This is a genomic window from Microvirga pakistanensis (assembly GCF_004458765.1).
Taxonomy (GTDB): Bacteria; Pseudomonadota; Alphaproteobacteria; order Rhizobiales; family Beijerinckiaceae; genus Microvirga; species Microvirga pakistanensis.
Genome location: NZ_SPJX01000029.1, coordinates 153,450 through 176,741 on the forward strand (window position 1 = coordinate 153,450; position 23,292 = coordinate 176,741).

Genomic DNA, 23,292 nt, shown 5'->3' on the forward strand with positions numbered 1-23,292 from the left:
GCTAGCCACTGTGTCCATCAGGATGGACAATGATGGACCTGAACGCTCTTACAACCTTCGTGGAGGTGGTCACCGCGAACGGCTTCTCCGCCGCCGCCCGTCGGCTCGGGATGCCGCGCTCGACCGTGAGCCTGCGCGTCCGCTCCCTCGAGGACACTCTCGGGGTGAGATTGTTCAAGCGTTCGACCCGGACTGTCGTCCTGACAGACGACGGGCGCCGCTTGTTCGAGAAGGCGCAGGGCGCGCTGAGCACGTTACGGTCCGTCGCTCAGGAGTTTGAGGTCTCGCGTCAGGAACTGACCGGCACCGTCCGGCTCACCGCGCCGGCCGACTTCCCGACAGCTCCCCTGGCGCAGGCAGTCACCGCATTTCGGCGGGATCATCCAAGAGTGTTCGTGGACATCGTCATGACCAATGCAGTCCTTGACCTTGTGGCGAACGACGTCGACGTGGCGATCCGCGTGGGTCTCGACAACCCGCAGGACATGATCAGCCGACGGGTTGCAGCATTCGAGTACGGGCTGTTTGTCAGTGTCGCATGGCTTGAGGCAAACGAAGTGCCGACCAGCCTGGGCGAGCTTCACCCGTTCGTCGGGCCGCCGCCTGCGGTTTGCGAGTTCCTGGCCCGCATCGTCTTTGGCGGAGAGCGACTGCCCCTGCCCTCGGTCGGAACCAACGATTACCAGATGATCCGTGATCTAGTCCTAAGGGGGGCAGGCATTGGCCTTCTGCCACGCGTCGTGTGCGAGGCCGACTTGCGGAACGGGAGGCTGGCTCAGGTGCTGACAGAGAGCATTCGGGCGCCGGTTCAGATGTCGGTTTCGTTTCCGACGCGCAAGGACATCACGCCCCGGGTCAGGGCATTTGCCGATCATCTCGTCGAATGCCTACGCGAGCCCAGTCGGATTGCGATTGAGGAGATAGCCGTCCGAACGTGCGAGCGAAGTAAGGGTCCCTCTGTCAGAGAAACCCTTACCGCACTAACCCAGGTCCGAAGCGGTCTCGATTAGTAGACACTCAGGCGGCTGCTTTAACGTTGTCAGATGCAAGTCGCGCCCAAACCTTCTCAAGGATTACGTGATCATACTCCAGCCGAAGCAGCTCACAGACGACATTTTGCAGATCCGACAGTGCGTCGATGACCCACGTCCGAGTCTCAGCACGGCTCGCCATCTTGACGTTCCGGTTCATGACCGAGATGTACCCGTTTGGATGATGCATGCTCATCATGAGGTTCGCACTGAAAGGCTGTACCGGAGACCGAGCACAAAGGAAGTTCGCGCCCTCAATATCAGCCGGCGTGAAGGGGGTTTCGTCAAAGCCGAAGAGCGGGAACCACCCGGAAGGTTCCTGGCGTTCGAGCACGGTCTCGCGAGTTGCCTCGTCCTGCCGAAACCGGAAGGTCCCGTTCGGCAGGATCTGCGGGTTCGCATCAGACAATGCCAACAGCCCGAACGGGCCCGGTCCTCCGAACCCGGCATCCACAAGCCAATCATGGCCATCCAACGACACGACCCAGGCCAGGTGCGCCCTGATCCCACCCTCGGCGGCTCCCATACGCACGCGGGCGAGGATGGGACGCGCCTTGAACCCGATTCGGGTGAGGGCCTGGCCCAGCAGATGGTTGAGCTCGAAGCAGTAGCCGCCCCTTCTCTGGAGCACGAGCTTGGTCCAGACGACCTCATCAGACAGGTCTGGTACCCGACCGAGGAAGGGCTCGACATCCTCAAAGGGGATCGAGGACATCTGCGCACGCTGCAAGTTTTCAAGGTCTTTGAGGTCAAGGTCACAGCCACCAAGGCTGATACGCTCAAAGTAAACTCTCAGGTCGAAAGCCATTGTCGATCTCCGATGCGAAGCAGGAAGGATGCAGCCCACGCGGGCTACACGTATGGCCGGCCTTGTAGATCGGCACAGTCGGAACGGCTTCCTAAATTGTTCCTAAGTGCGCTTTTCGTCCTCCTAAAACTTTGCTAATCGGAAAGCGTGAATGCTGCTCCACTATGAGGAGCCGTCGTGCTGCTCAATCCGGAACTCGCCGGGTTCATCACAAGCCCGGTTATGATCATCATCGGCACCCGAGACGATCGGAACAAGCCAGAGATCGGTCGCTGCGTGGGCTCGCGCGTGGTGCCCGATACGGCGAGCGTGGAGGTGATCATCTCCGCCTGGCAATGGCGTCGAACGGTCGACAACCTTCTTGTCAACGGTCAGGCCGCTATCACGTTTGTCCGTCCTTCCGACTACGCCTGCTACCAAGTCAAGGGACGGGCCCGTATCAGAATGGCAACAGCATCCGACATGGACCTGTCGCAGGCGTACATTGCTGCCGTAACCGCGGCACTGCACGAACAGGGCGTGCTGCCTGCAATGTCCGCCGTGTGGCTGACGAACCGAGAGGCTGTCGTGGCTCAACTGTCAGTAGAGACTGTCTCGATCAAGACGCCTGGTCAAAGGGCTGGAACCGTTTTGGGAGTAGATCATGGCTTTGCGGCTCCGTGATCTCGCCACCTGTTTCGAGGGCGTGGTCCCATCGATCATCGCAACGGCGGCAGCGGATGGGACTCCAAACATCTCCTATCTCTCGCATGTCGTGATGATCGACGACGACCATGTCGGATTGTCGAACCAGTTCTTCACGCAGACCTCCCGCAATCTTTGTGACAATCCGCAGGCGACAATCCTCATTGTCGATGGACTTCGTGGGGCGCAGGTCCGCCTTGAGGCCAGTTTCGTTGAGACGGTGGACCATGGCCCCCTCTTCGATACTGTTGCCACCCAACTTAACGCGTCTAGCGCGCAGGTTGGAATGGCTGGCATTATGCGGCTTCGCGGGGTCGATATCTTTCGGGTCAGCCGGATTGAACTCTGTCCGTCCCCCGTGCAGGCTCCTATCGAGCCAGTGCCAGACGAAACATGGCTCTCACTGTGTGCCGCCCTTGCCACGGCGATCGCGGACTTGAGGGAGATGGAAGCAATCGTCGATGCCGCCCTCGATGGTCTGTGCGATAGGCTCGGATACGAGAGCGCCTTCATCCTGCTGGGCGACCACACGAGCCGCGTGCTCACCACAGTGGGAAGTCGCGGCTATGCCCGCTCCGGCATCGGGTCGGAGGTACCCTTTGGCGAGGGCATCATCGGGGCGGCAGCACTCGACCGACGCATCGTGAAGGTGAGCGACATGAGCCGAGTTCGCCGCTACAGTGCAGCCGTCGAAGCCTCCTCTCAGGATGAGAACCGCACCAAGGCTGTGGCCCTGCCAGGGCGCTTGGACACGCTCAGTCAGATTGCGGTGCCGATGGTCGCAGCCGGCGGCCTCCAGGGGATACTTGCTGTAGAGAGCCGTGCGCGCCTGGCGTTCAGTTCCCGCGACGAGGCCGCCCTCACGATCATTGCGCGCCACATCGCAACCGCACTTGCCCTTTCGGAGATGCTCTCGCGGGAGCCGCAAGACATTGACAAGCCTCCCCTGCTTCGGACGTCGTCCGACAAGATGTTCAAGGTCGTGCACCATACGTTCGATGACAGTGTCTTTATTGACGGCGAGTACATGATCAAAGGGGTCGCGGGCCGCCTCCTGCTCCATATGCTTGAACTGTATCGTCGGGAAGGGCGCACGTCCTTCACCAATCGCGAGATCCGGCTCTCAAAGGACCTACGGCTTCCCGACATCAAGGACAACCTTGAGACGCGTCTTTTGCTTCTGCGGCGCCGGTTAGAAGACAAGGCATCGCCCCTTCAGCTCAGGAGAATCGGACGCGGTCGGTTCTCCCTGGAATTCTCTGGGGTGCCTTTGCTGGAACGCCGTTGATGAGAGTGAACGGCAAGGAGCGCCAGGACAACCTAGGAGAGGTCCAGGGTTCGGATCGACGTCGACGCGCTCCGCGACGGCTGCCCAAAACTCAAGGACCTGGACCAACCTGAGGATGTGTACATCTGTACATGTTGCGTCCATGCTGTCAAAGTTTGTCGGAAATTGAGCGGCGCCAGCAACACTGAGGGCCACACAACAACTCCCAGGACAGGCGAATGGAACGCAGCCAAAAGGAAAGAGTGCTTGCAGGGGAGTTGCATATGGCGAACAACTCCGAACTGGCGTCGGACCACCTGAGAGCGCACGATCTCCTGGCCCGGTTCAACGCCACACAGGCAACTAAGGAAGCTGAGCGCCGTGAGTTGCTCAAGCAACTGCTTGGCTCCTTCGGAGAAGGTGCGGTTCTGAGGCCCACGCTTCGCTGCGACTATGGCTACAACATCTCTATCGGAGCGCACACCTTCGTGAACTACGACTGCGTGCTTCTCGATTGCAATACCATTGGCCAGGAGGACCAGACCGCGCCCGGGGCCCATATCTACACGGCAACCCATCCCCTCGACGCGGCAACACATCAATCAGGGGCTGAGTACGCTCTTCCGGTTCGCATTGCGAACGGCGCTTGGATCGGGGGCGGATCGATCATCTGCCCGGGCGTGATCATTGGCGAGAACACCGTGGTTGGCGCCAGCAGCGTGGTCGCGAAGGATCCATCACCGGACGTGCTCGCCGCGGGCCACCCCGCACGCATGATCCGCACATACTGAGCTACTCCCGCGCCACACGGAATCTCTGAGGACGTCAACCATGTCGCAACGCACCTTCGTGGCCGCACTTGCTTTCGCCGCCTTCATCAGCCTCGGCCTGCCGGATGGATTGCTCGGCGTGTCGTGGCCGTCCATCCGGGGCGAGTTCGCGCTTCCGCTCGACAGTCTCGGCTTGCTGGTTGCCGTCATCACTGCCGGCTACTTAACCGCCAGTGGCGCCCGGAGGTCGGGTCGGCCCAACAGCTGAGATGTTGAGTCAATCGATCCTCCTTTCCCTCCGAGATTGCCGTTGAGGCTGCGTGATCGCTGTCGCCTTTCCGTCACCACCGGCGGGGACGGCTCCAGCGACTGCAGGCCCCTGTCGGCCGCATTTGAGGCGACGCAGATCGGTGCCCGGTGCAGGGGCGTTCGCTTTCATCATGCCGAGACGGCCGACGGAGCTTGCTGCTCCGGCAAGGCCGACATCGAGGAGTTCCTTCGTAATCCGGGCCCGTGTTGCTGCGCTGGGAGCACCGAGCACGACCCCGACAATGCGCCTGCCCCCGCGGACCGCCGAGACGACCACGTTGAATCCGGAGGCGCAGACATAGCCGGTCTTCGTCGCTTCGACGCCGGCATAGTCCTCCACCAGCGTGTTGGTATTCTTGAGCGTCCGGCCGTTGACCGAGACAGCCGGCGTCCTGAAGAGGTCGGTGTCGCCCGCATGATAGCTCAGGACCGCGAGCATGAGCACGGCCATGTCCCGCGCATTGGTCACTTGGCGGTCATCATGCAGGCCGCTGGCGTTGACGAAGCGCGTGCCGCTCATGCCCAGGCGGTTGGCCTCCGAATTCATCGCTGCGACGAAGACCGCCTCGCTGCCGCCGAGCGCTTCCGCAATCGCCACCGCCACGTCGTTGGCGCTCTTGACCATCATAATGCGGAGAGCATCCTCAAGGCGGAGAGACGTGCCCGGTGGAACTCCTAGCTTTGAGGGCGCCTGGGCCGAGGCCCGCGCACTCAGGACGATGGAGCTGTTCAGGGTCAGCTTGCCTGATCGAACCGCCATGAGGGCGAGATGTGCCGTCATCAGCTTGGTGAGCGAAGCGGGATGCCAGGAGCGGACGGCCTCCTGGGCAGCGAGAATGTCGCCCGAGGATGCATCCACAAGCAGTATGGGAGAGGCATCGGCGGGAGAGGCCGTCAGGGACAGGCCCGCGGCCAGCAAGATCGAGGGCAGCTTCATGGATTGATGGTCGACCGAACCGCGGCCTTGCGCAAGTCCGGGACGGCGAGAAGCTCCGGCCCCGCCATGTTCATTCGGGTTACTCGGGCCTGCCTGGAACCTGTCCGCAATCTTTGACCGACGATGGCCGGTGAGTGGGACTACACAGGCTCTTCACAAATCTTGCGCACGGCAGCCGGCGATTGACCGAGATGCCTCGCCACCTTGGGCGGGTGCCACACCGGCCCGAACAGCAGCCTGGATGGCCTTGCGCTGTCCCTCCTGCAGCAGAGGTGCGGATCTTCCCTGCCTTGCTGGGGCCGGAGCGAGACGTCTGAGTGACAGGCTGGCCTGTCAGGCTGCCGCCTCCAGCTCCGGCCGTTTGTTCCTGCCCTTCTTGAGCCGGCGCTGCACTTCCTCCAGCAGCCGGCCAAGTTGCTGTGCTAGTTGGGTATCCAATCCGATCACCATCCAGTTAATCTGGCAGTGCTTTTCCATGGGCTGCAGACATTCTATCCCGTTCAGCTCAGTACAAGAGGGCGACGTTTGCTCGGGTATCGAAATCGGAACCGCTCCTGACAGGGGTCGTTTTAATGCTGGGGAGATCCCGGGAGACAAATGATGGGCAAAGGAAGCGAGAAGCACCGCAGCAGCGCCAGGAAGAACAAGCTGCGCGAGAAGGCCAAGCGCTTGATCGGCGAAGGCAGGAAGCTGACAGGACGGCTTCTGAGATACGACCATCGAGGCAAGGCCAGCTGATAGAAAGTGGGGATGGTGCCCCGAGGCGAGTTCCCGCTGCCAGGCACGGGTCGGGACCTCAACCAGTTGGTAGACTTCCGCGTTGATACGGCATGCAATTCGTCTGCGACGCCCCTGGGCAAACAAGCTGGTTCCGGATCGAGACCGAGGGGGAAGCCACCCGCGAATCGCAGATCATGGGCCACGCCGTCGAGAAGCATTTTCGCTAAGCCTGGGAGGCGGCAGCCGCGACGTACCGCTCGACCGCCAGCCGCTTCATTGAGCAGAACATTGGTCTTGCGGCTCACGTGCAGCGATCCATGCCGGTGTTTCTGACCTTGCGCGATGCGGAGGGCAATGGGCTTGCAACAGCCATGCTTCCGCCGCGCGGACGCAACGACCCATCCTTCAAGATCATCGTTGTCGGACCTGAGAACAGGGATCCCTACCCGGACCACGGGGAAGCCATTCGCAAGCTCGGAGAGCACTTTGGGCTCTCCCTCGACCGAAGCCGGTGCTATCCCTATCGATGACTGCCCCTCCTGAAAACAACCTATGAGCTTCGCGGCAGAAGCTCACCTAGGAGTCGTTTAAGCGTGGCCGTGATACGCTCTGCTCGTCACCCGGGGCCTGCCCTCCCCTGCTCCCATGATGATAGCCGAGATACCCAAGAGGATGTTGCGGGTGGAACCTATGGCGCCGCACAAGCCAAAGTTTGCTCCCGCGCCGCCTTGCGAAACAGCCAGGCTGATAGGAGCCACAGCACGGCGAAGAATCCGGTCAGAACCAGGAAAGCCCCTGGCCCGTTTGCCGCGGTTGAGCCCAATCCAGTACTCAGGGCAACCACACCGACCAAGGCCTGAGCGAGCGCTGTCGCGGCCAACGCGCACGCCATACCCTCGGGTTGGAAGCGCGCGATAACGGCGCCCAGAATCCCGATGGCGAGCACTCCGCCGTACATCAGGTTGGCTGAATCATCCTCGGACCCGATGATGCCGACGGCAAGGGTTACCCAGACAAGGATGAGGGCCGTCACGACCGCAACGCCGACGGCGGCCCGGTAGGCGACATTCCCTGTCATCCTTGCTGCCAGCTCGTAGGCGCCGCAAGCGCCAAGCAGCATGACGGCGAGGACGGCGAAGTCGGCCCTATCCCAGTCCACTTCGTCGGTGACCTGCATCGCAACCAGGGGCAGAAGCAAGATAAGGCTTGCGATCGCCCAAGGAGCCACCCTCCAGAAGCGCCCATGCCGTCCGCCGATTTCCGCGTCTCCTGCCATTGCCTTGCCCCTATGCATGCGTGAGGCCCTCGGCCTAGAGCATGGTGCGGAAAGATGGCTCAACATTCAAGGCCGAGGCATTAGGGGAGAATGGCCGAACAGATCGGTGAAGAAGTAGGGTCCCAAGGTCCAGAACCCGGCCCACAGGGCCGCGCCTAACGTGTTGGCGACGACAAACTGCGGCCATGGCATCCCAACCGATCCGGCCGTGAGGCCATTGAGCTGTCGCAGCACCACGACGAACCGTGCGGTCAAGACCATGATGAAGCCCCTTTTGCGGGCAATCGTTTCCAAATGAGAGAGACGCTCCGGTGTCAACCTTACAAAAGCTCCGAACCGTTGCAGAAGCGGGCGTCCACCGAAGCGGCCGATCAGGTATCCGGTACTGTCGCCAAGGACACCGCCGAGCCAAGCTGCTAGGAAGACATCGACCACAGCGAGGTCCCCGCGGGCTGCCAGAAATGCCCCCGCCAGGAGGGCGCTTTCACCAGGGAGCGGCAGGCCAAAGGACTCGAAATAGATTATCAGGAAAAGCGCAGGAGCACCGTAGGCGGCAACAGCGGGCTCGATCCAGGCCAGGACTTCGGAAAGCATGCTCCCGGAGATCGGCACCAACACCTGCGAGCTCATTGCCATTGTCGGAGCCGGTCACGTCCGGCGGCAAAGAGATGATCCTCGGACACGGCGGCCTCCTGCATATGATGAAGCGCGTTACCCAAACATTTCGTGCGACCAGTCTTAAGCTAACACGTTCGAGAGCGGCAGTTCGACCGAAAGCGTGGCCAGACCGAATGGACCACCCACAGCGAACAATCCGGCAGCCGCCGCCTTGTGCAGGAATTCGCTGCGCCAAAGAGGTTTATGGCCAAGATCTCATCGCCAGTCGCAGGGCTGCCATCAGTGCTTTCTGGCTCGCGCGTGCGACCAACCCCGAGACCGCCTTCGGGTTCAGGTTGCCGATCGACGCGGTCGACTTGTCGGCCAAGCGGCGCGGTCATCCTTAGCGATGTTCAGTTGCAGAATACTCATGCGGGCTCAGCGCACCAGGAAGCCGAAGCTTCCCGCCGTAAGCCTGCCGGCTTCCGTCGATGGCACAAATGGAAGGGCCCCGGATCGACCCCAGGATGCCACGACCGCGAGCGCCAGGGCCCTCAGGATGTGGGCGCGATCCTGTAGTAGGCATCCACCCGGGCGCCATACTCATCATCCCTGAACGGATCTTCGTCGGCACCATAGCGGGGAGCATCCGCGAGCCGATCCTTATCGATGTCCACAACATAGCCGCCGAGCCCAGTGTCGTAGGTCAGTGCCCGCCACGGAAGCGGATGATAGCTCTCGCCGATGCCCAGAAAGCCCCCAAAGCTCATGACCACATAGGCGACCTGGCCTGAGATCTTGTCGACCATGAAATTGTAAACGGCCCCGAGCTGCTCGCCTGCCCGGTTGAACACGGGCGTGCCCTCGACTTTGCTGGAGGCGATCAGGCGCCGCGTCTCCTCGATAGCGACACCCTCGCCTGACGGGTCGATTTCCATGGATCCAGGCTTCCGAGCCGGTGTCTCGTTAGGCAATCTTGTCGGCATGGCGCGCTCCTTTCAGGGGCAACGCTGCCATGAGAGGGCCGTTCCGGCCGACGTGACGTCCGCGCCCAAGCTCCAAAATGGGTCAGCTTCTGAAGATACCCCTTTGACGTCCTGGAGGAAGGTTTGGATTTCGTGGCCGAGATCATTGGAATGGCGCGCCAGCTCCTGTGCAGCGCCCAGCACCTGAGGCGCCGCAGCTCCCGTCTTGCCTGCTCCCTGACGCACATCAGCGATATTGCCCGTGACGTGCTCGGTGCTGCGGGCCGCTTCCTGGACGTTGCGGGCAATTTCCGCCGTAGCCGCACCCTGCTCTTCCATGGCGGCTGCGATTGAGGTCGAGATCTGCGACATCTCAGTGATCGTACGCGCAATCTCCTGAATGGCCGACGCCGTCTGCTGGGTCTCCTGCTGCACCGAGCCGATCTGGGCCGAGATCTCCTCGGTTGCTTTGGCAGTCTTGGTGGCCAGCTCCTTCACCTCGGAAGTCTGGTTGTTGGTCCGGTCGGCAACCTGGGCCATCGATTGGGCAGCGGCATCCATCTCAATCGCCGCCGACGACAGACCCTGTGTCAGCGACGACACGTTGCGTTCAAAGTTCTTGGTCATCTCGTCCACGACTTGAGCGCGGCGCATCTTGGCGTCCGCTCCACCGGCCGCTGCTGCCTCGTCCGCCGCCTTCTTGGCAATTAAGAGAAACACACCCCAAGATGGTTTGGTGACCGAGCGCGCCAGCATCTTATTTTATTCTATGCAGCTCAATTCGTATGAATACTTAGAAATTATTAAAGCTAAATCAGTGTTTTTTAACATCGCTGCTCGTGGCAGCAGAAAGAGATCTTGCATATGGATTTTGTATAACCGTCCAAAAAGGCTCTGCCTTTAATCCACTCCTCACTAGGGAGCTGTGCGAGTCTCAATGAGGAAGCCTGAACAGGTCCGCGACTGAACTTTGCTCATTCATGCCTCCGCGCTTGGGGTCTAGGCGGGGTCAACCTTGCACATTCCGCCGATTTTGCGAGCTCCGGCTCTTGAGCGCTTGAAGCAGACTTCGCCATTTTGTCCGAGAAGTGCCGACTCCAGGCATTTCTCCCACGGACAATAATCTTGACGGGGCCTCCAAATCGGCAGAGACCTCTCTATCTACAGGCGTTCGCCACTGGCCTAAGAACGATCGTTTCAACGGCCTATTATCGTGGGCAAGCCGGTATTTCTGCCGGTGTGCCGGAGTAATCACCCGGTTTGCCAGCGCGAGAGGTGCTTGGCGCAGAGGAAGATGAATTCCGATGACGGTTGCCGCTCTTCCCTCCAGCAGTCCCTTGCTCCGGTCCAGCTTTCACGAGCTCGCCACCGTCAGCCAGGCCATCCTGGATGCCATGCCTACGGCCCTGTATGTGTGTGCCGCGGACGGGGCCGTCCTGCGCTACAATAACAGGGCCGCCGAGCTGTGGGGGCGCACGCCCCGCTTGGGCGAGAGAGATGAACGGTACTGCGGCTCGTTTCGGCTCTACCACCTCGACGGACGCCCGCTTGCGCACGCCGATACCCCGATGGCGCAGGTCCTGCGCACCGGAGAGCCTGCCCATGGGCTCGAGGTTCTGATCGAACGGCCGGATGGAAGCCACCGTACCGTGCTGGTGCAGATCGAGCCGCTATTGGACGAACAAGGCCGTGTTCTTGGTGCGATCAACTGCTTCCAGGACATCTCCGGCCGCAAAGCTCTGGAACTCGAACTGCGCCAAAGCCGCCAGGATCTTGAGGATTTCTTCGAGAACGGCGCTGTGGGCCTCCATCTGGTGGCTGCGGATGGCACCATCCTGCGGGCCAACCGGGCTGAACTTGCCCTCCTCGGCTATACGGCGGACGAGTACATCGGCCAGCCCATCGCCGCCTTCCACGCCGATGCCCACGTGATCCGGGACATCCTCCAGCGCCTCTCCCGGGGCGAGACGCTGGACCGCTATCCGGCGCGCCTGAAGGCCAAGGATGGCTCGATCCGGCATGTTCTGATTACGTCCAATGCGCACTTCCGCAATGGTGAATTCTACAACACCCGTTGCTTCACGGTCGATGTCTCCGACCAATGTCGCGCCGACGAAGCCCTGCGGGAGAGCCAGCAGCGGCTGGCCGTAACCTATGAGAAAGCGCCCATCGGCATCGCAGAGATGGACGCAGCCGGACGCTTCGTTCGTGTCAACGCGGCTCTCTCGGCCATCATCGGCTACACTCCCGAGGAGCTTCTCGGGCGATCCTTCCTCGAGCTGACCCACCCTGAGGATAGGGACGACGATGGCGAGCAGTACGCGCGCCAGGTACGGGGCGAGATCACCCATTACTCGGTGCAGAAGCGCTTCCTGCGCAAGGACGGCGGCACCGTCTTCGTGAATGTTCTCAGCTCGTCCGTGCTCGACCAACTGGGGCAGTTCCGCTACGGCGTGCGGGTCGTTCAGGACGTCACGGAGCGGCTCCAGGCCGAGGAGCGGCTGCGCGAGAGCGAGCGTCACGTTCGTGAACTCCTGGAGGCGCTGCCGGCCGCGATCTACACCACCGATGCCGTGGGCCGCATCACCTACTACAACCAGGCCGCCGTCGAGTTCTCCGGGAGGAGGCCCATCCTCGGCAGTGATGAGTGGTGCGTGACCTGGCGCCTCTTCACGCCGGACGGAACCCCCCTGCCGCATGCTGAATGCCCTATGGCTGTCGCCTTGAAGGAGGGTCGGGCTATTCGCGGTGAGGAAGCAATTGCGGAGCGCCCGGACGGCACCCGCGTTCCATTCATTCCCTTCCCGACACCGCTGCGGGATGCCTCAGGCAAGATCATCGGCGCGATCAACATGCTGGTGGACATCACGGAGCGTAAGCAGGCGGAGGAACATCAGAGGGTTCTGATCGACGAGCTGAACCACCGGGTGAAGAACACGCTGGCCATTGTGCAGTCGATTGCGACCCAGACCATCCGAACCTCACCCGCCATCGAGACCTTCTCCGAGAACTTCGAGGCGCGCCTCCTGTCCCTGAGCAAGGCGCACGAGCTGCTGACACGTCGGGCATGGACGGGGGTTGATCTACGCGACATCGTTTGTCAGGAGCTGGAGCCCTACGACAATGGCTCCGCCACGCGTGTTCGGCTGGAGGGCACGGATCTTACGCTGGAGCCGCGGGTCGGCCTCGCCCTCAGCCTCGTCCTGCACGAGCTCACCACCAACGCCGCCAAGTACGGCGCCCTCTCGACCCAGCAGGGTCTCGTCACCGTGCGGTGGAGCGCTTCAGGATCTGGAGCTTCTGAAGTCCTTCGGATCGACTGGATCGAAAGCGGCGGCCCGGCTGTCAGGCCGCTGGCCAAGCGCAGCTTTGGCACCCGCCTGATCGAGCGCAGCATGACCAAGGACCTCCAAGGAATGGCCAAGCTCGACTTCGATCCGGCGGGCCTGCGTTGCACCCTCGAGCTGCCACTCCATCAGCTCTGAGGCCCTTGATGTCCGAGCTGAATGGATTGCGCCTCCTCGTGGTGGAAGATGAAAGCCATGTGGCCATGCTGGTGGAGGACATGCTCGCCGACATGGGCTGCGACGTGGTGGCCAGTGCGGCCAGGGTCTCGGAAGCCCTGAAGTTGATCGAGGCGACGGATATCGACGCCGCTGTGCTCGATGTGAACGTCGCCGGCGAGAAGGTCTTCCCTGTGGCCGAGAGGCTCCGGGATCGGAAGATCCCATTTATATTTGCAACGGGGTACGGAGCTGAAGGGGTGCGGGAGGACTTTCGCGCCTATCCGGTGATCCCCAAGCCGTTTCCGCAGTCGCAGCTCCAAAAGGTTCTAATGAAGGCGGTTGAGCGTTGGTGATGGGCTCCGAACGGCTTCTGTAGGCACCATCCGGCCCTTTGCATCACGCGAGTATACCTGAGAGGGCTGTGCAGAGCGTGCGCCAAAGGGAGTGGGGTTGCTCCAGCCCAGCCCTGTTCTAGGTACCCGGTCGCTCTGCCACCAACACCAAGGGGCGTCCACTTGCTTGATAACTGCGGGACATAACACGTGGAGACTCTGAGCATCAGCGCCTCTCGGGGTGAGGACCCTGTCAGAAGGAACATCGCGTAATGCACGGCAGGCCTGACCAGACCGCCGCACCTTTGGACTTTCTCTCCGGCGGCGGGCGCTTGGGAGCATTGATCCGCGCCCACGACTGGTCGGCAACCCCGCTTGGCCCGCCGCATGCCTGGTCACAGGTGCTCAAGACGCTGGTCAGCGTCATGCTCGGCTCCTCCCAGCCGATGTTCATCGCCTGGGGGCCCGAGCGCATCCTGCTCTACAATGACGCCTATTCCGAGATCCTGGCTCAGAAACACCCAGCCGCGCTGGGCCAGCCCTTCCTGGAGGTCTGGGACGAGATCCGCGACGACCTCATCCCCATCGTCGAGCAGGCCTATGCCGGCGAGCCGGTCCACATGGACGATATCACCCTGTTCATGATGCGGAATGGTTTTCGCGAGGAAACCCACTTCGCTTTCTCCTATACCCCCATTCGCGACGAAACCGGTGCAGTGGCCGGCATCCTCTGTCCCTGTATCGAGACTACGGCCCAAGTCATGGCCGAGCGTCGCCAGGTGGCCGAGAAGGAGCGCCAGCAGCGCCTGTTCGAGCAGGCGCCCGGCTTTATCACCGTCCTCACCGGACCCGACCACGTGTTTGAATTCGTCAACCAAGCGTACATCAGGCTGTTCGGGGACCGTGGCTATGTCGGCAGGACCGTCCGCGACGTGTTCCCGGAGCTGGAGGACCAAGGCTTCTTCGAGTGGCTCGACCAGGTCTACGAGACCGGGCAGCGGTTTGTGGCCAGCCATATCCCTGCCCGCCTGCATGCCTCGCCCGGCGCACCTGCGAAAGAGCTCTTTCTCGACTTCATCTATGAGCCGGTGATTGATGAGACCGGCATCATCGGCATCTTCTGTGAAGGCCATGACGTTACGGAAACACACATTGCCCAGCAGGCCCTCGCCCGGGAGAAGGAGCGTCTGGAGATCCTGAACCGCATCGGCTCGCAGCTTGCCTCGGAACTCGACCTCGACACCTTGGTCCAAGCCGCCACTGACGCAGGTGTGGCCCTGACAGGGGCACAGTTCGGCGCGTTCTTCTACAATGTCGTCAACCAGCAGGGCGAGAGCTATATGCTCTACTCCCTCTCAGGGGTGGCGCGGGAGGCCTTCTCCCGGTTTCCGATGCCCCGCAACACCGCCGTGTTCCACCCGACCTTCGCCGGTGACGGCGTGATTCGGTCGGACGACATTCTGAAGGATCCGCGCTACGGCCAGAATGATCCTCATTACGGCATGCCCAAGGGTCACCTCCCCGTTCGCAGCTATCTCGCCGTCCCGGTCATCTCCCGCTCCGGAGAAGTTCTGGGCGGCCTCTTCTTCGGTCACGAGAGGCCGGGCGTCTTCACGGACGAGCACGAGACCCTGCTGACCGGCATTGCGGGCCAGGCGGCGATTGCCATCGACAATGCCCGTCTGTTCCGGGCCTCGCAGCACGAGATCGCCGAGCGCACACGCGCCGAAGAGGCGCTGCGGGATCTCACCCACACGCTGGAAGCACGCGTGGCCGAGCGCACCGCTGAGCGCGATCGGGTCTGGAGGAACTCGCGCGACCTGCTCGTGGTCGTCGGCCCGGATGGGATCTTCCGGGCCGTGAACCCCGCCTGGACCGAGATCCTAGGCCACGTGCCGGAAGAAGTAGTCGGGCGCTCGTTCCTCGACTTTATCTGGCCCGAGGATGTCGCCCGCAGTCAGGGTGCGCTCAATGACGCGGCTGCCGGCCGGGATCTGACGAACTTCGAGGACCGCTACACGCACAAAGACGGCACGCCGCGTTGGATCTCCTGGCGCACCTCGGCCGAGGGAGATCTCGTCTACGCCTATGGCCGCGACGTCACGGCCGAGAAGCAGCAATCGGAGACCCTGCGCCAGACCGAGGAGGCGCTGCGGCAGGCGCAGAAGATGGAGGCTGTCGGACAGCTCACGGGCGGCATCGCGCACGACTTCAACAACCTGCTCACCGGCATTGTCGGCTCGCTCGACCTGATGCAGACCCGCATTGCCCAGGGCCGTACCGAGGCGGTGGAGCGCTATGCCAAGGCGGCCATGAGCTCGGCCCAGCGCGCCGCTGCCCTCACACACCGCCTGCTTGCCTTCGCGCGCCGGCAGCCGCTGGCGCCCAAGACGGTGGACACGAACAAGCTTGTGGTCTCAATGGAGGACCTGCTCCGGCGCACACTCGGCGAGGCCATCCGGATGGAGTTCGTCACGGCCGGCGGGCTCTGGCTGACGCGCTGCGATCCGCACCAGCTTGAGAGCGCCATCCTCAATTTGGCCATTAACGCCCGCGACGCCATGCCCGGTGGCGGCAAGCTCACCATCGAGACCTGCAACACCCATCTCGACCGCGCCTACGCGGCGCTTCACCCGGGTGTGCGCCCGGGCCAGTATGTTTGCGTCGCAGTCACCGACACGGGCACCGGCATGCCGCCCGATGTAATCGAGCGTGCCTTCGATCCGTTCTTCACTACCAAGCCGCTTGGCCAGGGAACCGGCCTTGGCCTGTCGATGATCTATGGCTTCGCGCAGCAGTCGGAGGGGCATGCCCGGATCTATTCCGAGGTGGGACAAGGCACGACGGTCAAGATCTACCTGCCGCGCTTCAACGGGGTGGTGGAGGAGGAAGCGGAGATGGTAGGGCTGGCGGATGCGCCGCGGTCGGAGGCGGGTGAGACGGTGCTCGTGGTCGAGGACGAGCCGGTGGTGCGCGACCTCATCGTCGATGTTCTCAGGGATCTTGGATACCGGGCCTTGGAGGCGGTTGATGGTCCTTCTGGCCTCAAGCTGCTGCAATCCTCGCGACGGATTGATCTTCTTGTCACGGACGTCGGTCTGCCGGGGATGAATGGACGTCAGCTTGCGGATCAGGCCCGCGAGCATCGCCCCGACCTAAGGGTGCTGTTCATCACAGGTTATGCGGAGAACGCGGCCGTGGCGAGCGGCTTCCTTGAACGGGGGATGGAGATGATCACCAAACCTTTTGCCGTGGAAGCGCTCGCAATCCGTATTCGCGAGATGATCGAACGTTAAGGGTCAGTCTATTCCGAAGCCCATTGGCGATAAGGTTCGTCGAGCTGCCGGTGCAGGGCAGCCGAACGGGTACCTTGGGCCGCTGTGCCCTCTTCCGCTGGCGCTCCGGATTAGTTTCCGTCGAGCATGCGCCTGATCTTGGAGGCGAGTTCGGCATAGGTGAAGGGCTTGCTGATCAGGTGCATCCCAGGATCCAAGCGGCCATTGTGGACGATGGCATTGGCCGTGTAGCCGGTCGTGTACAGCACCGGAAGGCCGGGCCTGTGCCTGGTAATCTGGTCGGCGAGTGCGCGCCCGTTCATTCCTCCGGTCAGAACAACATCAGTGAACAGCAGCTCGATCTCTGGATGCCGCTCCGCGACCGACAGGGCCTCTCGTCCATCGGCGGCCTGAAGAACCCGGTATCCAAGGTCACGGAGCGCCTCGACGGCGTAGGCTCGTAATGCCGGCTCGTCTTCGACCACCAGAATGGTCTCGCCTGAACCCCTCACCATCGCCGGTTTGTTGGCAGGTAGTTCGGCAGTCTCCTCGTCCGATCCGATCAGGCGCGGCAGGTAGATCTTGATCGTCGTGCCTTCGCCGAGCTCACTGTAGATCCGGATGTGGCCATTGGACTGACGAACGAAGCCGTACACCATGCTCAGGCCCAGCCCGGTTCCCTTGCCAGCTTCCTTGGTAGTGAAGAACGGCTCGAACACCTTCTCCATGGTCGCCTTGTCCATGCCCGTTCCGGTGTCGGAAACCGCCACGAGCACATACTGTCCGGGCGGCACCGGTTCGGCTATGACTTCCACATAGGCCTCATCCAAACGGGCATTGGCCGTCTCAATCGTGAGTTTCCCGCCGCCCGGCATGGCGTCGCGGGCGTTCACCGCCAGGTTGACGATGGCGTTCTCCAACTGGTTTGGGTCGGCCTGGGTCCGCCAGAGACCACCGGCCAGAACCGTCTCCAGCACGACCATCTCGCCCAAGGTCCGGCGCAGCAACTCGGACATGCCGGCCACCAGCTTGTTGACGTCGATGGGCTTGGGATCGAGCGGCTGGCGCCGCGAGAAGGCCAGCAGCCGCTGGGTCAGAGTAGCAGCCCGCCGGGTTGCTTCCATGGCGTGCTCGGCGGCGCGCAGGATCCGCTCGTTACCCTCGGGCAGGCGGCGCTGCAACAGTTCGATGTTGCCGACGATGATGGTAAGCAGGTTGTTGAAGTCGTGCGCGATGCCGCCGGTGAGCTGCCCGACGGCTTCCATCTTCTGCGCCTGCCGCAGCGCCTCCTCGGCCTTCAGGCGCTCGGCAACCTCCTGCACAACCCGCTCCTCCAGGGTCTCATTCAGGCGCTTGAGCTCCTCAGTCGCCTGCTCGGCCTTCTGGCGGGCCAGCAGCAGTTCCCGCTCGTACTTGCGCCGGTCAGTGGCGTTGAAGAGGGTAATGCGATGAACCATGGGGCAGCCATTCGCATCCAACTTCTGGACGGTGTTGGCCAGAACCGGCAGTTGTCGCCCGTCCGCGCAGGTCAGATCGAAGGCGATCTCGTTCACGAAGCCCTGCATCCGCAGGAGCGGTGCGAAGTGTGTATCGTAGAAGATCTTGCCGCCGATGCTCAGGAGATCCTGGAAGCACTTGTGGCCGACAAGCTCCTGCCGTTCCACGCCGATCCAGGTGAGGAAGGTCTGGTTAACTCTAACGATGGTGCCGTCCGGCAGGGTTGAAAGATAACCGCAGGGGGCACTTTCGTAGAGTTCCTCGGCCGTCTCGATCAGGCAACCCTGGTCAATGGTCACTAGGCGGCCGTCTTGATGGGGGCAGGATCGCGCAGAAAGGCTTCCATGGCGGCAATCGTCTCCTCAGGCGCACTCAGGTTGGGGCAATGCCCCGTTGCCTTCATCAGGACGAACTCACTGCCTGTGAGGTTCTGATGCATATACCGCCCCACTGCCTCGGGGGCAATGACGTCTTGGGAGCACTGAAGGATGAGCGCCTTCGTCCCCACCATGGGCAGATCGGCCCGGTTGTCCGAGAGGAACGTCACCCGGGCGAAGTGCTTGGCGATCTCCGGGTCGGTGCGGCAGAAGCTGTTGGTGAGTTCCTCGCCGAGTTGAGGCCGGTCGGGGTTGCCCATGATTACCGGCGCCATGGTGCTGGACCAGCCGAGATGGTTGCTGTCGAGGAAGTCGAGCAAGCCCTCGATGTCCTCCTGCTTGAAGCCGCCGACATAGTCGCCATCGTTGATGTAGCGCGGTGAGGGGCCGATCAGGACCAGGCGGTCGAACCGCTCCGGCTCCCTGATGGCGGCGAGAACCCCGATCATAGCGCTGACCGAGTGGCCGACGAAGATGACGTCCTTGAGGTCCAACTCCTGGCAGATCGCCAGCACGTCGTCCGCGTAACCATTGAGGCTGCCATATTTGGCTCGGTCGAAGGCAGCGGCATCCGACTGGCCATGCCCGATATGGTCGAAGAGGATGATCTTGTACCGGTCCTCGAAGGCTGGCGTGATGAAGCGCCACATGTTCTGATCGCAGCCGTAGCCATGGGCAAAGAGCATGGGCTGCTCGCCACGGCCGAGAATCTTAACATTGTGTCGTATCAGAACGGCAGACATGGGTGCTCCGGGCAATTGGGTTCCACTGGATCGTCAGCTCACCTTTTGAGGCTTCCGAGCTTTGCAGTTCAAGCGGCCAATCTAGTGGCATTGGCCCACTCGTCAACACGTGGATCCGCTCTCCGGTCGCTCTGCTCCGACCAAGCTCTGAACGAGAAAGCCTTCTTGAAAGTGGGAAGGTCTCCAATGGGTCAGGCAATGAAGTTTGTTCACTGAGAGGAACGTCTAATGTTCCTGTCCAAAGCGGAAGTCCGGCCCACGTCCGCCCCATGCCAATCTCGGCCGTTAAGCGTGGGCGTGACATGATCTGCTCACTCCCGCATTCCCGAAGCTCGGCTTGGACTTTGGACACTGAGATGCCTTCCATCTCCTTGCAGACCTTGCAGCGTACCCCTACAAGGGTAAGAACTTTTCTTATCGGGCCGTCCTGCCATGCCTTCAAAGTCGATCATTACCGCCTCATTGACCCCGGAACTCACAGCCATGATTGCCGCGAAGGTGGCGGCTGGACGCTATCGGAGCGCCAGCGAAGTGGTGCGGGCCGCGCTGCGGCTCCTAGACGATCACGAGCGTCGGAACGAGAGCAGGAGCAGAACACCTGCCGCAAGGTCGCGCGATGCCGCGTGAACCCTCGACGAAGCAAGGGCGGGCCAAAAGCAACCGCGTCGGGACGTCTCGCGAGCAGAGCTTCGACATCTTGGAAAGTGTTGCCGACGCCTTCTTCGCCGTCGATCACCACTGGCGCTTTACCTACGTCAACCGCGCCGCAGCAGAACGATGGAACCGCAGCCGCGAGGACCTGATCGGCAAGGACTTTCTGGAGCAGTTTCCGCAAGCAGCCGACTCTGAACCTTGGAAGGCATTTCTGAAGGCTATGCAGGAGCGTCAGCCCACACGCCTGGAGGTGGTGTCTCCGGTTGTGCATCAGTGGGTGGACTTGAGCATCTCCCCAACCCGCGATGGCGGGCTGTCCGTTTACTTCCGCGACATCAGTGCACGCAAGCGTGTTGAAGAGGTCGAGGGATGGCTCGCTGCTATCATCGAGTCGTCGGATGACGCCATCGTCAGTAAGAACCTTGAGAGCATCGTCACAAGCTGGAACGCGGGGGCGGAACGGCTCTTCGGCTACAGGGCCGAGGAGATTATTGGCAAGCCAATCACGATCCTGTTCCCTGAGGACCGGCAGGATGAGGAGGAGAGGATCCTCGCACGCATCCGCCGGGGTGAGCGCGTCGAGCATTTCGAGAGCACCCGCCAGCGCAAGGACGGCAGTCTGGTCGAGGTTTCCCTGACGATCTCCCCGATCAAGGATGCCAAAGGCAGGATCGTGGGTGCATCGAAGATTGCCCGCGACATCACCAGGCACAAGGAGGCCGAGCGCCTGCAACGTCTTCTGGTGCATGAGCTGAACCACCGCGTGAAGAACATTCTTGCAACAGTGCAGGCTGTTGCCCGGCAAACATTCAACTCCCGGCAATCAGGCGACACAGTGCGCGAGACCTTCGAGGCGCGTCTGCTTGCCTTGTCCAAGGCGCACGACCTGCTCACGCGAGAGACCTGGGATGGGGCTGGTCTGTCGCAGGTCGTTGCAGAAGCCCTCTCGCCGTACCACCGTGACCGTTTCGAAGCCGGCGGGCCGGATGTGCGCTTGACCCCGAAGATGGCCTTGGCTCTGACCTTGGCGCTGCACGAGTTGGCGACCAATGCAGCGAAGTATGGCGCGCTCTCGGCCCCGTCAGGCCGGATCGCAATCACCTGGCAGGTTCAGGCCGGCGATCCGCCGCATCTGATCCTTCGCTGGCAAGAGCGTGGCGGCCCACCGGTTTCACCACCCGAGCAGAAGGGTTTCGGTTCACGCCTGATCGAGCGCAGCCTGGCGCTGGAACTCGGAGGTGACGTCAAGATCACCTATAACCCCACCGGGGTGGTCTGTGAGGTGAAGGCGCCCTTAGTGGACGAGCGGGACGAACATGTGGGCAAGGCTGCGTAACCCGGCGCAGGACCGCCATTGGCAGCGGGTTCCACGGCATTGATCGAGTGCAATTCTGGTGGTCCGAGACTATCGCTGCTATAGGCTTGTCCGTCCGATCCTGCGCTCCGCCTCTGGTGGGGCTCCTTCCTTTGGACAGCATCTTCGAGGAGCTTAAGCTGTGCCCCATGAGCTGCCCCGCGTCGAGACGGGTGTCGAAGGACTGGATGCGGTGCTGCGCGGCGGCCTGGTCGCCGGCACGTCCTATATCATCCAGGGCCACCCCGGCGCCGGCAAGACGATCTTGTCCAACCAGATCGCCTTCCACCATGCCGCATCCGGTCAGCACGTCCTTTACGTGACCCTCTTGGCTGAGTCCCACGAGCGCCTGTTCGAGAACCTCTCGACCCTGACGTTCTTCGATCCCTCCAAACTCGGCAATGGCATCAACTATGTGAGCGCCTTCACGACCTTGCGCGATGAGGGGCTCACTGCCGTCGTCAAGCTCCTGCGTCAGGAGATCGGGCGCACGAAGTCGACCCTGCTCATCCTCGACGGCCTGCTCAACGCCCGTGAGAAGGCCGAGAGCAACCTGGACGTGAAGACCTTCATCGCCGAGTTGCAGGGTCATGCGGCCTTTGCCGGCTGCACCGTGCTTTTTCTCACCAGCTCCCGCGTGGATGAGTCTAGCCCCGAGCACACGATGGTCGATGGCGTGATCCAGCTCGCCGACGAGGACTTCGGTGTGCGCTCGGCGCGGCGCCTTCAGGTGCGCAAGTCCCGGGGCGTGAAGGCCCTGCACGGGTATCACCAGTTCGAGATCCTCGACCGGGGTGTGGTGGTCTACCCACGTCTGGAGGCCGTTCTCGGGCAGCCCTCGATGCCGGACAGCCCCACCACAACCCGCTCCACGTCAGGCGTGGCAGAACTTGATGAGATGATGGGTGGCGGCCTGCAACAGGGCTCCAGCACGCTGGTAATCGGTGCTTCCGGTACAGGCAAGACCACTCTGGGGCTGCACTTCCTTGCTCAGGCCTCGCCAGAGGAGCCGACGCTTCACTTCGGGTTTTATGAGACGCCGGAGCGCCTGAAGCTCAAGGCGCGTACTCTCGGACTTGATTTTGACCCGCTGCTCGCCTCTGGAGCCTTGGAGATCCTGTGGCAGCCCTCGACGGAAAACCTGTTGGACGGGCTCGCCCACAAGCTCCTGGAGGCGGTGCATCGCCGCGGGGTCAAGCGGCTGTTCATCGATGGCTTTGGCGGGTTTGAGCGAGCTGCACTTCATCCCCCACGGCTGGTGGAGTTCTTCACTGCGCTCACCAACGAGTTGCGGGCTCGGAACGTCACGACCATTGGCACCTGGGAACTGACCGATCTGTTCAGCCGCCAGATCCTGGCTCCGATGCCTGAGATCTCCAGCGTGATCGACAACCTGATCGCCCTGCGCTTTGTGGATCAGCAGGCTCAGCTCCGCCGTTTGATCTCCATCGTAAAGGTGCGGGACAGTGCCTTCGACCCTTCCTTCCGCGAACTGGCCATCAGCAGCCAGGGCATCAGCCTTCCACTCTCCTTCGACGAGGCGGAACGTGCGCTGGAAGGCACGCCCCGGCCGGGTGCCGGGACCCGCTCTTGAGACGGCACGTTGTCTGAGCGGGAGCAGGACCGGGGAATGACGACGATCCTAGTTGTTGATGACGAGTTTCTGATCACGGACATTCTCGTTGATGCCCTGGAGGAGGAAGGGTTTCGGGTGCTGACCGCCTCGAACGGCCGCAAAGCCCTGGAGGTGCTGGACAAGGAGGTGCCGGCGCTGGTGGTGACCGACTTCATGATGCCGCTGATGAACGGGCTGGAGCTGGCGCAGGTGATCAAGTCCAATCCGGATTGGGCTCGGATCCCCGTCATCCTGCTGAGCGGGGCGCAGGGGGCGATTGCCCGTAGCCATCCGGAGCTGTTCGCGGCTGTCTACGACAAGCCGTTCAGGATCGAGAACGTCCTTACGGCGGTGATAGAGGCAGTTGGTGCCCAGAGAAGGTCATAAAATCTCCTGTTCAGCACGTGCCGCGCCTAATCCAACACCGAGCTGAAGGCTTGGCCACTGAAGCAAATGTCCGCCTTGGGTCGATGCTGTTGAAAAACTCCGCCGGTCAAGCCGCTGGGTACCCGGCGTTCGCTTCTTAGCGGCCGGGGTCGAGAGGATCAGAAGCCGAGGCCCCGGGCCTCAGCCCG

General features: G+C 62.1%; 22 protein-coding genes and 1 pseudogene. 14 read left to right on the top strand and 9 right to left on the bottom strand.

The genetic code is table 11. The annotated features are described in order from the left end of the window. The first annotated feature begins 29 nt into the window (after positions 1-29). Positions 30-1,010 (top strand): LysR family transcriptional regulator, encoded by a 981-nt coding sequence (locus tag E4K09_RS02340; RefSeq protein ID WP_134494860.1) that lies wholly within the window; start codon positions 30-32, stop codon positions 1,008-1,010. A gap of 7 nt (positions 1,011-1,017) precedes the next feature. Here E4K09_RS02340 and E4K09_RS02345 read toward each other — a convergent pair whose 3' ends face one another. Next, complete coding sequence (locus E4K09_RS02345; protein ID WP_134494862.1) at positions 1,018-1,839, bottom strand: arylamine N-acetyltransferase family protein; 822 nt, start codon at positions 1,837-1,839, stop codon at positions 1,018-1,020. A 177-nt stretch (positions 1,840-2,016) separates the two neighbouring features. Here E4K09_RS02345 and E4K09_RS02350 point away from each other — a divergent pair, with 177 nt between their 5' ends. The 4 genes from E4K09_RS02350 to E4K09_RS02365 all read left to right on the top strand — a co-directional run bounded on the left by E4K09_RS02350 (position 2,017) and on the right by E4K09_RS02365 (position 4,828). Further along, positions 2,017-2,502, top strand: coding sequence for a pyridoxamine 5'-phosphate oxidase family protein (locus tag E4K09_RS02350; RefSeq protein ID WP_134494864.1), 486 nt, complete (start codon positions 2,017-2,019; stop codon positions 2,500-2,502). Then, positions 2,483-3,811, top strand: coding sequence for a GAF domain-containing protein (locus tag E4K09_RS02355; RefSeq protein ID WP_134494866.1), 1,329 nt, complete (start codon positions 2,483-2,485; stop codon positions 3,809-3,811). Before E4K09_RS02350 ends, E4K09_RS02355 begins: the two co-directional genes overlap by 20 nt. 218 nt (positions 3,812-4,029) lie before the next feature. After that, positions 4,030-4,581 (top strand): sugar O-acetyltransferase, encoded by a 552-nt coding sequence (locus E4K09_RS02360; protein ID WP_134494868.1) that lies wholly within the window; start codon positions 4,030-4,032, stop codon positions 4,579-4,581. 40 nt (positions 4,582-4,621) lie between these two features. Then, complete coding sequence (locus E4K09_RS02365) at positions 4,622-4,828, top strand: hypothetical protein (protein WP_193557229.1); 207 nt, start codon at positions 4,622-4,624, stop codon at positions 4,826-4,828. Between the two features lie 9 nt (positions 4,829-4,837). On the opposite strand, the gene E4K09_RS02370 is transcribed toward E4K09_RS02365, so the two are convergent. Both E4K09_RS02370 and E4K09_RS28680 read right to left on the bottom strand, forming a co-directional pair. Then, positions 4,838-5,806: a D-alanyl-D-alanine carboxypeptidase family protein gene (locus tag E4K09_RS02370; RefSeq protein WP_134494870.1), complete on the bottom strand. Its 969-nt coding sequence runs from the start codon at positions 5,804-5,806 to the stop codon at positions 4,838-4,840. 333 nt (positions 5,807-6,139) lie between these two features. Next, a complete protein-coding gene (locus E4K09_RS28680) occupies positions 6,140-6,283 on the bottom strand; it encodes a hypothetical protein (RefSeq protein ID WP_166802114.1) in 144 nt (47 codons plus the stop codon). A gap of 123 nt (positions 6,284-6,406) precedes the next feature. On the opposite strand from E4K09_RS28680, the gene E4K09_RS28685 reads away from it, so the two are divergent. Together E4K09_RS28685 and E4K09_RS29985 are read left to right on the top strand one after the other, a co-directional pair. Beyond that, entirely contained in the window at positions 6,407-6,544 is a 138-nt protein-coding gene (locus E4K09_RS28685; protein ID WP_166802115.1) for a hypothetical protein, read from the top strand. A gap of 299 nt (positions 6,545-6,843) precedes the next feature. Continuing rightward, positions 6,844-7,056 carry a hypothetical protein gene (locus E4K09_RS29985; protein WP_244610325.1) on the top strand — a complete coding sequence of 71 codons (213 nt, stop codon included), beginning with the start codon at positions 6,844-6,846 and terminating at the stop codon, positions 7,054-7,056. A gap of 158 nt (positions 7,057-7,214) precedes the next feature. Here the strand turns inward: E4K09_RS29985 and E4K09_RS02380 are convergent, their stop codons facing one another. The 4 genes and pseudogenes from E4K09_RS02380 to E4K09_RS02395 all read right to left on the bottom strand — a co-directional run. Beyond that, the gene (locus tag E4K09_RS02380; RefSeq protein WP_425293803.1) at positions 7,215-7,802 is read right to left on the bottom strand and encodes a hypothetical protein; all 588 of its coding nucleotides are present in this window, start codon (positions 7,800-7,802) and stop codon (positions 7,215-7,217) included. A gap of 66 nt (positions 7,803-7,868) precedes the next feature. Next, positions 7,869-8,381 (bottom strand): DedA family protein, encoded by a 513-nt coding sequence (locus E4K09_RS02385; RefSeq protein WP_134494954.1) that lies wholly within the window; start codon positions 8,379-8,381, stop codon positions 7,869-7,871. Positions 8,382-8,953: 572 nt separating this feature from the next. Then, the gene (locus E4K09_RS02390; RefSeq protein ID WP_134494872.1) at positions 8,954-9,385 is read right to left on the bottom strand and encodes a PRC-barrel domain-containing protein; all 432 of its coding nucleotides are present in this window, start codon (positions 9,383-9,385) and stop codon (positions 8,954-8,956) included. A 96-nt stretch (positions 9,386-9,481) separates the two neighbouring features. Beyond that, a pseudogene (locus tag E4K09_RS02395) lies at positions 9,482-10,060 on the bottom strand (methyl-accepting chemotaxis protein); the annotation flags it as partial. A gap of 608 nt (positions 10,061-10,668) precedes the next feature. Between E4K09_RS02395 and E4K09_RS02400 the strand changes: the two are divergent. From E4K09_RS02400 to E4K09_RS02410, 3 genes are all read left to right on the top strand, one after another. Next, a complete protein-coding gene (locus tag E4K09_RS02400; RefSeq protein WP_134494874.1) occupies positions 10,669-12,849 on the top strand; it encodes a PAS domain-containing sensor histidine kinase in 2,181 nt (726 codons plus the stop codon). A gap of 8 nt (positions 12,850-12,857) precedes the next feature. After that, positions 12,858-13,223: a response regulator gene (locus E4K09_RS02405; RefSeq protein ID WP_134494876.1), complete on the top strand. Its 366-nt coding sequence runs from the start codon at positions 12,858-12,860 to the stop codon at positions 13,221-13,223. Positions 13,224-13,474: 251 nt separating this feature from the next. Then, a complete protein-coding gene (locus E4K09_RS02410; RefSeq protein WP_134494878.1) occupies positions 13,475-16,498 on the top strand; it encodes a PAS domain-containing protein in 3,024 nt (1,007 codons plus the stop codon). A 110-nt stretch (positions 16,499-16,608) separates the two neighbouring features. Here E4K09_RS02410 and E4K09_RS02415 read toward each other — a convergent pair whose 3' ends face one another. Both E4K09_RS02415 and E4K09_RS02420 read right to left on the bottom strand, forming a co-directional pair. Continuing rightward, complete coding sequence (locus tag E4K09_RS02415; protein WP_134494880.1) at positions 16,609-18,273, bottom strand: ATP-binding protein; 1,665 nt, start codon at positions 18,271-18,273, stop codon at positions 16,609-16,611. Next, complete coding sequence (locus tag E4K09_RS02420; RefSeq protein ID WP_134494882.1) at positions 18,273-19,094, bottom strand: alpha/beta fold hydrolase; 822 nt, start codon at positions 19,092-19,094, stop codon at positions 18,273-18,275. The genes E4K09_RS02415 and E4K09_RS02420 overlap by 1 nt, the downstream gene beginning before the upstream one ends. A gap of 432 nt (positions 19,095-19,526) precedes the next feature. On the opposite strand from E4K09_RS02420, the gene E4K09_RS02425 reads away from it, so the two are divergent. From E4K09_RS02425 to E4K09_RS02440, 4 genes are all read left to right on the top strand, one after another. After that, positions 19,527-19,721 (top strand): type II toxin-antitoxin system ParD family antitoxin, encoded by a 195-nt coding sequence (locus tag E4K09_RS02425; protein WP_134494884.1) that lies wholly within the window; start codon positions 19,527-19,529, stop codon positions 19,719-19,721. Beyond that, a complete protein-coding gene (locus tag E4K09_RS02430) occupies positions 19,711-21,084 on the top strand; it encodes a sensor histidine kinase (RefSeq protein ID WP_134494887.1) in 1,374 nt (457 codons plus the stop codon). Before E4K09_RS02425 ends, E4K09_RS02430 begins: the two co-directional genes overlap by 11 nt. Before the next feature lie 160 nt (positions 21,085-21,244). Further along, positions 21,245-22,696 carry a DUF7125 family protein gene (locus E4K09_RS02435; protein ID WP_134494889.1) on the top strand — a complete coding sequence of 484 codons (1,452 nt, stop codon included), beginning with the start codon at positions 21,245-21,247 and terminating at the stop codon, positions 22,694-22,696. A gap of 36 nt (positions 22,697-22,732) precedes the next feature. Further along, positions 22,733-23,104, top strand: a complete 372-nt coding sequence (locus E4K09_RS02440) for a response regulator (protein ID WP_134494891.1) — start codon at positions 22,733-22,735, stop codon at positions 23,102-23,104. Positions 23,105-23,292: the final 188 nt, after the last annotated feature.